Origin of the sequence: [Clostridium] innocuum (assembly GCA_012317185.1) — a bacterium.
Classification (GTDB): Bacteria; Bacillota_I; Bacilli_A; order Erysipelotrichales; family Erysipelotrichaceae; genus Clostridium_AQ; species Clostridium_AQ innocuum.
This window is the reverse complement of record CP048838.1, coordinates 4,399,835-4,412,424: the sequence shown is the minus strand read 5'-3', so window position 1 is coordinate 4,412,424 and position 12,590 is coordinate 4,399,835. Positions and strand designations below refer to the sequence as shown.

The following is a 12,590-nucleotide window of genomic DNA, read 5'->3' as shown; positions in this document are numbered from 1 at the left end:
AAACATGGCAGAAAAAAAAGAAATCACAAAAGTGGATATCCCTTTAAAAATAGGGGACAGCGCAGTATTTGAAAAAACGATTACGGAAACAGATGTCGTACTGTTCGGTGGCTTGACGGGCGATTACAGTCAGATGCATTTCAATGAGGAATACATGAAGAAAACAATGTACGGCACTAGAATCGCACACGGTATCTTAACATTTGCAATCGGATGTACAGCATCCACAAAAATTCAGGAACAGGTAAAATCACCGGTTCCTTCCGCATCCTACGGATACGATAAGCTGCGTTTTATCAATCCGGTATATTTCGGAGATACGCTGACCTGCAGATATACCGTTGACAGAATCGAAGAAGAAACAAATAAAACGTATTCAAAATTGGAAATCTTTAACCAAAAGGGAGAAATCGTTGTCTTTGCCATCCATATTCTGAAGTTCTTCCCTTTGGAAGAAAAGTAAACCGGGAGGCGGAATATGAAAATAGTAATGTTAGGTGCCGGTGCTTTGGGTAGTACGATTGGCGGAACTCTGGCGATTGGCGGAAACGATGTCCATTTCGTTGATATGTGGCAGGAGCATGTGGATCTGATCAACAAAGACGGTCTGCATATGACAAATGAAAAAGAAGACTGGTATGTCAGGGTGGACGCAAGAACAACTGCCGATACGATCGGTGAGGCGGATCTGGTCATTGTCCTTGTGAAATCCTTTGCGACAAAGCAGGCAGTGGAGCAGTTAAAGCAGACGAATGTTATCGGAAAAAACACCCTGGTCATGTCCTTACAAAACGGTTTGGGCAATGAAGAAACGATTGCTTCTGTCATCGGCTCTGAAAATGTCATCAGCGGTAAAACGTATGTTGGCGGCAGACTGATTCAGGCGGGCTATATCTCCGCAGGCGTACAGGGGAAATGGACCTATATCGGTGAATTGAACGGAGAAATCACGGACCGCATTCAAACGGTATGCAACGTATTCAATGATGCAGGGCTGCTGTGTGAGGTAAGTGATAATATCAAGGGTCTGATCTGGGATAAACTGCTGATCAATGTTGCGGCAGGGGCATTGTGTGGAATTACGCGTTTACCTTACGGTCCGCTGTATGAAGAGGATTATATTAAGGATGTAGCGGTAGCCGCAATTCAGGAAGGAATTCAGGTCGCAAAGGCAGCCGGTGTCGTATTGAAGAGTGAAGATCCGCAATACCCATGGGTTGCCGCAAGTGAGGGACTGCCGGGAACGTTTAAAACCTCTATTCTGCAGTCTCTGGAATTAAAGCGCCCCACAGAAATTGATTTCATCAACGGCTCCATTGTGGAATGGGGGAAAAAATACGGTATTGCAACACCGGTGAACCAGACGCTGGTAGCCTGCGTAAAAGGAATCGAAAAGTATATTTTAAAGTATGAACCGTCATTGAAAAAGGGGTAGTGCTATGGCAACATATGTAGAGCATACAGCATGTAAGGTGAAGGATCTGGACTGGTGTGTGAAATTCTTTACTGAGGTATTTGATATGCCGATCAGACTTTCTCTGGGTGAGAAACCGAATCGTAAAATCTGGCTGCATGCCGGGATTCAATTGAATGAGGATATCACCTTTGACGAAAAGGAAGGCAGACTGGATCACATAGCTCTTATGACAACAGATTACGACAATGTTCATGAGAAGTGTCTTGCATGGGGCTGCACAGTTCTTCCGGCTGGGGATAACTGGCTGAAAATGCCGAATGGCATTGTTATCGAGTTAAAAAGAGGAAACAACGAGGTACTTCATACGATCATAAGTCAGAAGCCGTGGGTAGATTAGGAGAGAGAATATGCGAAAATTAGTAATTGTAAACGGACCAAATAATAATTTCTATGGAATACGAAACAAAGGGCAGTACGGAAATCAGTTATACGCTGATTTGATCGAAGAGCTGAAGGAATATGGTGCATCCATCGGATTTGAGGTTGAGGCATTTCAGAGCAATGGGGAAGGGGCACTTATCGATTACTTCCAGAGCTTATATTTTGAAGCGGAGAAAAGTGGATGCAAGATTCCGCTGGTACTAAACCCGGGAGCATTCACGCATTACAGCTATGCAATTAAGGATGCATTGGAGTCCGTACATACGCTGATACCGGCAATTGAAGTTCACATGTCCAATATCCATGGACGGGATGATTTCCGTCATATCTCTGTGACGGCATCCGAATGTCTGGGTCAAATTGCAGGAATGGGTAAGCACAGCTATAAAATTGCCATGGAGGCTTTTAAACAGATGATTGAGGAGGGGCAGTTGTAAGTCACTTTCGAATTGATTACAATTGACTTTGAGATATAGGTAAAACAAAGGAGTGAAGATTTATAGGTCTTTCACTCCTTTTTCTATACTGGAAATCCTTAACAGTGCATGATTATCATGAATTTAAATTTCTTATAGATACCTTCCTTTAGGATCAATTCCTGTCTGTTCTTCATGATGTCCGCAGTTATCATCAGTTACATGTTTCATAGTATGTTGAGTCCATTACACAGTTATAAATCAAAGAATCGATTCCGTGATATGTATGAAGCTTTATTATATATCAGTATTTTTGACATTATAACTGACTGTCTTACGTGAACCTTTCTTCTGAATTAAATCTAAAGCTATTAGTTTATCTAAATACCGATCCAAGCTAGTTAGAGGAATCTTTGTTTTTTCAAAGATTTTCTTTCTATTTAGATTAGGAAATTCTCTTATAACATTTAAAACAATCTGTTCTTTTTCATTTAATATATGATTTGGCTTTTCTAATGCCCCACTTAATGCCCCACTTAATGCCCCACTTAATGCCCCATGCTCTTTCTTTACGATCCATAACTTAAGATTCGTAATTCTCATGTCTTGATTTTCATACAACTCAGGCACTTGAAAGCCTTCAGCTCTGGAGGGAGCTAATATTTTGTCATATCCAGATCCTGCACTTTCTCCAAATCCAATAAACCTGAAAAGTTTTTGTAATGTGATATTTCTAGGAACAGATACTCCACCTTGATAAATCTGTTCAATAGGAATTCTCAGTAACCCTGGATTAGAATAAGAAATGTAATTGTCTTTTTTAATAACCAATATTGAGCAGCTTTCTTCCTTAAAATCAGCATGTATAACTGAATTAACTAATGCTTCTCTAGCAGCTACCTGCAATTTTGTTTCATCATTTCTTTGCAATGAATCTTTCATTTGAAATGGTACAGGGAATTCAGAAATAAGTTTAGGATACACTTTTGTAATGAAATTATATAAATTTTTCTCCCATAAACCATTTTCTATTATTCGATCACTCCAACGCATATCACCAAACAAATTGGTTTCATCTCTATAATCCAGATTGACATTATGATAAATTTCGTTAAATGTTTCAGTTTTCCCAAACATCAAAACACCTGCAGATGTAACTCCCTCAATATTTCTTTTCTTATCAAAGCGGTATGCACCCATCTTTGTTAGAAAGTCTTTATCTGATAATTCTTCATAAATATGCCCTTCATTATTATTTCTAAATCGTGTCCTGTATACTGCAATTGTGTTTTTATCAAGATCGCCAATATTTAACCATTCGAGAATCTCATTATCGCCAGCGTTCTGAAAAGAGTCACGTATCATTGAATTTACAGATTCCTTCGTACATCTATAATCTCCTTCAAAATTTCTTTTAAACGTACCGGCATAAGGATTACTGCCGATATAGATAGGTTTCTGATTGTACAAGGCTCTTGGTATATGCAGAATAACAAGCTCTAAGCCCTGGACTGTTAATGAATAAACGTCTGCATCCTTTAAAATGTTTCTATTTACTTTACCGGAATTTATCGTATTCCAAAAGTCAGAAATAATAGAATTTGCATTTTCTACTCCACTAATTTCATAATTTACAGCTGTGCCTGTTTTTATTTCTTTTACTCCTAAAATAATCAAGCCGCCATTGGTATTGGCAAAAGAAGAATAAGTTTCATATATACTTTTAGGTACTCCTCTTTTAGCTTCTTTAAATTCAACATTTACTTTTTCTTTATTATCTAATATATTTAATAATTCTTTCTCTGAAAGCATTTTTTCACCCACCTTTAAATGATTTTCATATTTATTATACCTTTTCTAATGTGGAAAGGAAATAAAAGAATTCTGCTTGCGTATAGCATAGGCCAAAAACTCCTATCGCATACCAGCCTATAAAAAGGAGAGAGCACTTCTCATAACTTTTTATTAAGGCTTCCGAATCAGCGTATGGCAATAGGAACAGTAGAGCATTTTTGTTTTATGATGAAATAAAATGTGGTTCTGTTTGTATACTATCAAAAGAATAAAGATATTTTATATTTGCAGCAGGAGAATAAAAACTGCTAACTGATTTAAACAAAATAAGAAATGTTCTAAGCTTTCAGAAAAAGTAAAATAACAGCACAGATTATTGCATCCTTTTTTTCACCGGACGTATATACTTCCAGCAGCGCTCCGGCTGAAAGTAAAAGTACAGCATTCTGCCGGGGGTATCATCAAAGCAGTAGCCGGTATTTGTAAAATCAAATGCAGTCATTGCATCCTCCATTCTATGCTCAACACTTCGATTCTCCTGCTCATAATCAAATGGTCCGTGTTCAAATACAAGATACTCTGCTTCCGCAATATCAAGCAGCTGCATATCATGTGGCACATCTCCGGTATAATGAACAGGAAGACGAACACCATAACACTCTGTCCGCAGGTATCCCCAGTCACACAATCTGCCGTTTCGATCATTGCGATAGGCCATAATCTGACCGCCTCCGCTGTTGATGTCACTCCCGCCACTATCATCGAGCTTTCCTTTGATGCTGTCCAGTAGCCCGCAAACCGTATCCATATCCTGGCCGGGAATCTGATTCTGCTTCTGCCAGAAATCCCAGTAGCCGTTACTCTCCCGGTTTTCGATAAACAGGAACTTATGTGCGGGAATGGTCACGAAATAGGTCTTTACAGCTTTCGCTGAATTTATTTCTCCAAGCTCATCCAGACCTAGAAGATAGCGGTCAAACGGATTGATTTTGGTACGTAGAACAACAGGACTGGGCTGTTTCCGGTACGCACTCGGTGTCCTTCCGTATGCAGCTTTAAATGCTCTGGTAAACGCCTCATGAGAAGAAAAGCCATAATCAAGAGCAATCTTCAATATGCTTTTCTCACTGTCACGGATTTCCTTCAGGGCGAAGGCCAGCTTTCGCTGTCGGAGATATTCCCGAAGCTTCATACCGGATATCTCCTTGAACTTTCTCGTTGTATAATATTCAGAATAGCCCAGCTTTTGTGAAAGGGTTCGCAGTGTCAGTGCTTCATCCTGATAGCTTTTTATGCAGCTGTCAATTTCATCAACAATAATCTGAATCTGCTTCTGCCACTCATACATATTGCTTCACCTCATTTATATACTGCTTCTATTATAAGGGAAAGATTTAGGAAATACTTGACATGACTTGCGAATTACACAAATTTTCTGTGAAAATGCAGCTTTCTATGGACAGCCTTTCCAACGATATGCCATAGATTTCTCTACCATTCGCGAACATAAAGTTTTATGAAAATTAGATTATTTCATACCTTTCGTTTATTCTTTCATGCTTATCCCCACAGGTATAGCACATTACAATATCATCTGAAAACTGACAGGAGCTTGTCCTATATTTTATAAGGAAAAACTGCCGGAGCATTTCATCTTATGGTATAATGTAACCAGAATGAAATAGGCGAATTATACAGATGAGCAGCGTCGCTATACTTGTATGATTGTAAAATAGGAAGCATTTCCAAGACGGCTTATGTCTTTTCTTTTCTATCCTTCCCTTTACAAATGGATGGAGTATTTGAACCAGGTGCTAAAGACGGCGCGGCTTGAGTAAGCGAAGCCCTCGTATTCACAGCATTTGTATGATTGCAGTATTACAGCTTGTAATAGTGATCATCTGTGAAAAATCCGGGATAAAAACAGGAGTGTGAAGCCTGCACCAGTATTGTCTGTAGGATATATGGATAAGCACTTGCTATGTAAACGCGTACTGCGACCGCCATCTCATGGATGTCAGGCACGCTTTTATAAATGTGGAAACAGGTATAATAAACTTATGGAGGTTATATATGCAATATTTTCTAATGAATCTGGCTGTTCATGTACTATCCTTTACACTGAGCTTCTGGGCATTGAGCTGTGTACGTTTTGAAACCTTTACAAATGTGAGAAAGCCTGGTCAGGTGCGTCTGCTGCTGTTGCTGCTGTCTCTGGGTCTGGGATATCTCGTAGCGCAGTTTTTGCTTGCTATTTCCGTATACAACGGACTGTAGAGGCTTTATTTATAGATAGAAAAGGACCTACAGCTGATACATGATGAAAGGTGCTGGTTGTTATGCTGAGAGGAAACAGAAATCTGCTGCGCAGAACGGATATTAAAACAAGACTGACGCTGGCCTTTATCTTTGTACCGCTTTGTCTGATGATTGTGTTTTTTCTTATCTATTATTCCTTTAGCACAACTGTTATACGGGATAAAAATGAACAGGCGTCTGCACAGATGGTGACCATGTCCGAGGAAATCTTCCATTTGAATGCGAATGCATTAAATGAACAAATCGATAATCTTGCGGCATCCACCTACTTGCGGAATTATTTATACTATCCTGCAGATACCGCAATGCGGCGTGCCTTCTCTCATAATCTGCACGACAATGACCTGCTTGCCGGCAGAAAGGGGCTGCAGCTGTATGATGAAACAGGGAAGCTGCTCTATGAGGAGGGAACCCTCTTTCCCGTAGATTTAAAAGCATATAAAGCAGAAATTCAGGCACAGAAGCAGGGCGGCTACTGGCTGTATGATAACGAAGCGCAGATGATTATGCTGACAAGGGAAATTCGGGATCTGTATGATCAGCCGCTGGGTTATGTATTTTGCAGCTTTGCGCAGGAAGCCTTCAACGCATCCCTCTCACAATCCACGCAGGCAGGAAGCCATATGCTTGTCGTTGATGCAAAAGGACAGGTTCTGTTTGGAAGCAATCCGGATGATATAAAGGAAATCATTGATTTACAGGCATCCACCGTAGAGATCAATCAGCATTCCTATTATATGTCTGATAAAAAAATTGAGGGAACGCCCTGGTATGTGGTTTATCTGAATGATGAAAACTATGTGCTGGAGGAAATCCATAATTTTCGTAATATGCTGGTGGCATATGGAATCGTCTTCTTTGTCCTTCTGGCTGCCATTGCCTACTTCGTATATCACAGCATCTATGACCCGGTTCATAACATTCTGTATTCCATGCGGACACTGGATGAGAATAATCTGGCAATGAATCGTGTGGAGGATGATGGACGTGATGAAATTCATGAACTGAGTATCAACTTCAATGACCTGCTGGATCGGGTACAGGAGCTGCTGCATACCGTGCACCAGGAGCAGGAACAGAAAAGAGAAACCCAGTTTCAGCTGCTGCAGGCACAGATCAACCCGCATTTCCTGTTCAATACCCTGAACACACTGCATTACCTTGCCATCCTGAATGAGGATAAGCCGGTCAGTGAGGGAATCACCGCCCTTGCCAGACTGCTGCGCAACACCATTGTGGACAGCAAGGAAGTTGTTACGGTGGAAGAGGAAATCGAAAATCTGAAAAATTATATCATCATTCAGAAGCTTCGCTATGGTGATGTGTTTGAAACCGTATATAATATAGATGATAACGTGCGCAGCTGTGCTATTTTGAAATTTCTGCTGCAACCGATTGCAGAGAACAGCATTCTTCATGCCTTTGAGGAGGACAGGGAGCATCAGATTCTGACAATTCGCGCCAAGGCGGAGGGAAAATATCTGAAAATAGAGATTGGTGACAACGGCAAGGGCTTCGCTTTGGATATGCAGGAAAACCGCAATAAGAAGCTGAGCGGTATCGGCATTGGAAATATTCAGGAGCGTATTCGTCTCATGTATGGAGAAGACTATTCGATGGATATACAAAGCGTGGTAGGCACTGGTACGATTGTGACACTGCTGCTGCCGTTTAAAAAACAGAGGGGAGGTAGGCCTCATGTACAAGGTACTGATAGCAGATGATGAGCGCTTAATCCGGATCACATTAAAAAACATGATTGATTGGAAGGCACTTGACTGTGAGGTAATCGCTACAGCAAAGGATGGGGAGGAAGCATTTCACATTTTCACGGATATGCAGCCGGAAATCGTTATTACGGATTTGAAAATGCCGGGTATGGATGGAATTGATCTGATATCCAAAATCAAGGAGGTCAATAAAAACACACAGGTGATTGCACTCAGCAATTATTCCGATTTTGAATATGTGCGGGATGCCATGAAGGCCGGTGCGTTTGATTATCTTTTAAAGGTTACGTTGGAAAAGAAGGAGCTGGAACGCATTATCACGCAGGTGAAGGAATCCTGTGTGGAAAGCAGTTTGAATGACCATGTGGAATATGAATCTGCGTTAAAGGAGCTGCAGCAATGTCTGATTCTTACCAAGAATGAGCATATTCTGAGCCGTAAGGAATTTCAGGAAACACTGTCACAGCCGGTGTTTGAGCCCTATCAAAAGGGATTTCAGATGGCATATTTTCGCGTGGATAACATCAATCATCTGTATCGAACCAAGCTGAAGGACCATGCGGCACTGCATAAGCATCTGCAGGATTTAATACGGGAATCCATGCCGCTTGCCGTGCATCATCACCTGATTTTTATGAGCAACCATTCTGGCATCCTGATGTTTGAAAGCAGAGAAAAGCTTCGTATTCTGAATATATGCAACAGCATCATTCGAAATATCACACAGTATCTGGATATACATCTGTCCATTACATTGTCGGATATCATTGCATCACTGGATGAATTTTACGATCAGTTCGAGCTGCTTCTGAAATCACATGAGCGAAGGTTTTATGTGGGTGAGGGATGTCTGATTCAAAGCGAGGAGCATGACGCGTTTCAGGAGCTGGATATGAATGAGGTGACCTTTCATCTGGAGCTGCTGAACGCGGTTGCCGCTAAGGATTTTGATACGGTACAGCACAAGCTGAAGGAAACTCTGGAGTATATGAAATTTCATGAAATTGATCCGCATGCGGTACTGGAGTATTTCATCTTCATTTTCCATAATATAGAGGGAAATGAAATGGCACGGGGGATTCGGCAGGCCTTTCCGTTTGATACGATAACAGCAAAGCTGCGACTGTGTGAAACAGCAGACAAGCTGGAGGAAATTGTCTCCTCCTCGTTTGATCAGATTGAGGCATGGATGAAGGATCAATCAAACAGACGCTATCGCCGCAAGATTCTGGAGGTTATGGAATATATTGATGCAAACCTGAACCGCAAGCTGACACTAAAGGAAATCGCAGACAGCATCGGTATGAATGAAAGCTCTTTGAGCCGCTTGTTTAAAAATGAAACCGGCGTGAATCTGAATTACTATATCAATGAGAAGAAAATGAAAAAAGCGATGGAGCTGCTGCGCGGGGAGTCCAGCATGATCAAAGATGTCGCAGCGGCGGTCGGTATGGATGATCAGCTCTATTTCAACAAGGTATTTAAGAAATACTATAATGTATCGCCAAGTGAGTTTAAAAAAAAGCTGCATCCGGATACCGAGGAATAAGTGCACACACCCTTTCATACAGTGTAGAGAGGGTGTGATTTTTTTGAAGATAGCTGTGAAGTTTCTCCTTGTACTCTCCATAATTCTTGTCTCTTTTTTTCTCTGGCTGAATATGGGCACATCCTCACCGATTTTATGGAATACAGGTAAGGAATCGGTGCAGGAGCAGGAAAAGAAGGATAAGGAAAAAGCGAAGGACAAAGAACAGACCGTACATATTACAAGACAGGACGGAACCAGCCTGAAGCTGCCGCTGGAAACATACCTGGAGGGAGTCATCGGCTCGGAGATGCCTGCTTCCTTTGAGATGGAGGCGTTGAAGGCACAGTGTGTAGCTGCCAGGACCTTTGTGACGAAGCGCGGCTTTGAGGTGGATGACACTACACGGACACAGGTATATCACGATGATAAGCAGATGCGTCAGATCTGGGGGAGCTCCTATGATAAGATGCATGCCAGAGTTGTGAAGGCGCTGCAGGAGACAGAAGGGGAAATCATGACCTATCAGGGCGAACCGATTTCTGCCGTGTTCTTTAGCGGATCCTGTGGTAAGACTGCCAACAGTGAGGAATACTGGGACAGCAGGACGCCGTATCTGCGCAGTGTGGATTCACATTGGGATAAAGAGGAAGACGGCTATGAAAAAACAGCTGTTATTTCAGAGGAGGATTTTCATACGATGCTCGGCTTTGAGAATCCGGTGAAGGAAGTGGGAAAGCCTTCCCATTACGCTTCCGGCTATGTAAAATCCATAACGATTGACCGCATTGTCTTCAGTGGCAGAGAGATTCGTGAAAAGCTGAATCTTCGCTCCTCCTGCTTTTCCATAAAGAAAACAAGCGGCGGTTATGCGGTAACAACCAGAGGCTTTGGTCATGGTCTCGGCATGAGTCAGTACGGGGCGCAGGGAATGGCGCTGGAGAAAAAGAATTACAAGGAAATACTGAAGCATTATTATACCGGTGTACAGATTGTAAAAGAATGATGTATAAAGAAAAAAGGGGCGGGCATAATCATCACTAGAGGTGATGAAATGTATAGCTATACAAAGGAAAAGAAATTTCCAAAACGCAGACTGATTGTTTCCTTAAGCTGCCTGCTGATTGCCGCAGCTGCCTTTCTGACTTATGAATATTCCATGAAGAATCCTGCAAAGGACACTTCCGTGTTTAAGGAAGATACCACGCCGGTGCTCTCGCTTCCCAGCTCAGCTGAGGAAGAAAAAGGCATCCAGCCGTTTGCGGTCAAGGCAGAGGTCGTTCTTGATTATTTTGATGGAAAGGACAGCAAGGTTGACAGTATGACGAAGTTTGAAGGCGTCTACCGAGCCAATCAGGGCATGGACTATTCCTTCAACAAAGAGGCTTTCGATGTTCTGGCAAGCTTCAGCGGCGAGGTGAGTGATGTGAAGGAAGATAATATCTTCGGCAAAAGTGTTACAATCACCAGCAAGGATCTGAGCATAACCTATCAGAGCCTGTCCGATATCACTGTGAAAAAGGGCGATAAGGTCAATCAGAAGGATCCCATTGCAAAGGCCGGAAGCAATATTTACAACAAGGAGCTGGGCAATCATCTGCATATCGTCGTAGAGAAAAACGGCAAGATTATAGATCCGGAGCTGATGTACGGCAAAACGAACGCTGAGATCAAATAGTACCCTTGCGGTACTATTTTCATATGTGAAAGCCCATCCATACATATTACGGAATTTTAAGAAAAGGAAAGGCATATTAACACTTTTACATTTCGGATTTTGTGTTATAATGGTAATTGCTTGAAATTGAGTATAAATAGCGCATGGAATGTCTGAAAACGGATATTTCTTATCTATTTCAGAATCTGTGCGGACTACTGTAAAAAATGCGGATCAAATTCTTATGGAAGAAATATGAACGCACGAAAGGAATGAAGGACTATGTTTTCAAAAGAAGTAGGAATCGACTTAGGAACAGCAAACTTACTAATGTATGTAAAAGGTGAAGGCATCGTAATTGACGAGCCTAGTGTAGTTGCGATAGATGCAGAAACAAAGAAATGTCTGGCTGCCGGGCAAGATGCGAAGGACATGCTTGGAAGAACACCGGGCAGAGTACTGGCAATCCGTCCTCTGAAGGATGGGGTTATTGCGGATTTCGAGGTAACGGAAATCATGCTGAACTTCTTCTTCAAGAAGCTGGCTATCAAGGGGATGTTCAAGCGTCCTACCATTCTGATCTGCTGTCCAAGCAACATCACCAGTGTGGAAAGAAATGCCATTCGTGATGCGGCTTATCGTGCAGGTGCGAAAAAAGTGTATATCGAGGAGGAGCCGAAGGTGGCTGCTGTCGGTGCAGGACTGGATATCGGGAAGCCAAGCGGATGCATGGTTCTGGATATCGGTGGTGGTACGACTGACGTTGCGGTGATCTCTTTAGGTGAAATCGTAAGCAGTACGTCCCTGAAGATTGCAGGAGATACGCTGGATCGTGATATTATCAAATTTGTTAAGGAAAATAAAAAGCTGCTGATTGGTGATCGTACAGCAGAGGAAGTGAAGAAACAGATCGGAACTGCATGGAAGGGCAGCATGCATGAAACGATTGAAGTAAGTGGACGTGACCTGGTAACCGGTCTGCCGACAACCATTACCCTGTCCAGTGAGGAAATTCAGGGCAGTATGGCGGAAAGTCTGCAGGATGTTGTTCGTGCCTGCAAAACGGTTCTGGAACAGACACCTCCCGAGCTAGCAAGTGATATTGTGACAAGAGGTATCGTACTGACCGGTGGCGGTGCACTGCTGCACGGTATTGACGAGCTGCTGCGTAATGAACTGCACATTCCGGTATATGTTGCGGAGAATGCACTTCGCTGTGTGGCCGAAGGTACGGGAATTCTGCTCGAGAATCTGCATCTTGTACAATAGAAAATAAAAGCGAGGTATC

12 protein-coding genes are annotated in these 12,590 nt (G+C 42.2%); 10 read left to right on the top strand and 2 right to left on the bottom strand.

Features of this window, described 5'->3' with window-relative positions; translation table 11 throughout:
- Positions 1 to 4: 4 nt before the first annotated feature.
- The 4 genes from G4D54_21560 to G4D54_21545 are packed head-to-tail and all read left to right on the top strand — an operon-like array spanning position 5 to position 2,295.
- Positions 5 to 463: a MaoC family dehydratase gene (locus G4D54_21560; protein ID QJA04835.1), complete on the top strand. Its 459-nt coding sequence runs from the start codon at positions 5 to 7 to the stop codon at positions 461 to 463.
- Positions 464 to 478: 15 nt separating this feature from the next.
- Positions 479 to 1,435 carry a ketopantoate reductase family protein gene (locus G4D54_21555; protein ID QJA04834.1) on the top strand — a complete coding sequence of 319 codons (957 nt, stop codon included), beginning with the start codon at positions 479 to 481 and terminating at the stop codon, positions 1,433 to 1,435.
- Positions 1,436 to 1,439: 4 nt separating this feature from the next.
- Entirely contained in the window at positions 1,440 to 1,814 is a 375-nt protein-coding gene (locus tag G4D54_21550) for a glyoxalase/bleomycin resistance/dioxygenase family protein (GenBank protein ID QJA04833.1), read from the top strand.
- Positions 1,815 to 1,824: 10 nt separating this feature from the next.
- Positions 1,825 to 2,295, top strand: coding sequence for a 3-dehydroquinate dehydratase (locus tag G4D54_21545; protein QJA04832.1), 471 nt, complete (start codon positions 1,825 to 1,827; stop codon positions 2,293 to 2,295).
- A 276-nt stretch (positions 2,296 to 2,571) separates the two neighbouring features.
- Here G4D54_21545 and G4D54_21540 read toward each other — a convergent pair whose 3' ends face one another.
- Positions 2,572 to 4,086 (bottom strand): AAA family ATPase, encoded by a 1,515-nt coding sequence (locus G4D54_21540; GenBank protein QJA04831.1) that lies wholly within the window; start codon positions 4,084 to 4,086, stop codon positions 2,572 to 2,574.
- A gap of 355 nt (positions 4,087 to 4,441) precedes the next feature.
- Positions 4,442 to 5,416, bottom strand: a complete 975-nt coding sequence (locus G4D54_21535; protein ID QJA04830.1) for a helix-turn-helix transcriptional regulator — start codon at positions 5,414 to 5,416, stop codon at positions 4,442 to 4,444.
- Between the two features lie 725 nt (positions 5,417 to 6,141).
- Between G4D54_21535 and G4D54_21530 the strand changes: the two genes are divergently transcribed.
- The 6 genes from G4D54_21530 (at position 6,142) to G4D54_21505 (ending at position 12,571) form a co-directional block, all read left to right on the top strand.
- Positions 6,142 to 6,345: a DUF1146 domain-containing protein gene (locus G4D54_21530; protein QJA04829.1), complete on the top strand. Its 204-nt coding sequence runs from the start codon at positions 6,142 to 6,144 to the stop codon at positions 6,343 to 6,345.
- 62 nt (positions 6,346 to 6,407) lie between these two features.
- Positions 6,408 to 8,111, top strand: a complete 1,704-nt coding sequence (locus G4D54_21525; protein ID QJA04828.1) for a sensor histidine kinase — start codon at positions 6,408 to 6,410, stop codon at positions 8,109 to 8,111.
- Positions 8,086 to 9,666, top strand: coding sequence for a response regulator (locus tag G4D54_21520; GenBank protein ID QJA04827.1), 1,581 nt, complete (start codon positions 8,086 to 8,088; stop codon positions 9,664 to 9,666). The genes G4D54_21525 and G4D54_21520 overlap by 26 nt, the downstream gene beginning before the upstream one ends.
- Before the next feature lie 43 nt (positions 9,667 to 9,709).
- On the top strand, positions 9,710 to 10,651 hold the full coding sequence (spoIID, locus tag G4D54_21515) for a stage II sporulation protein D (protein ID QJA04826.1): 942 nt from the start codon (positions 9,710 to 9,712) through the stop codon (positions 10,649 to 10,651).
- A 48-nt stretch (positions 10,652 to 10,699) separates the two neighbouring features.
- Positions 10,700 to 11,323 (top strand): M23 family metallopeptidase, encoded by a 624-nt coding sequence (locus G4D54_21510; protein ID QJA04825.1) that lies wholly within the window; start codon positions 10,700 to 10,702, stop codon positions 11,321 to 11,323.
- Positions 11,324 to 11,584: 261 nt separating this feature from the next.
- The gene (locus tag G4D54_21505) at positions 11,585 to 12,571 is read left to right on the top strand and encodes a rod shape-determining protein (GenBank protein QJA04824.1); all 987 of its coding nucleotides are present in this window, start codon (positions 11,585 to 11,587) and stop codon (positions 12,569 to 12,571) included.
- The last annotated feature ends 19 nt before the right edge of the window (positions 12,572 to 12,590 follow it).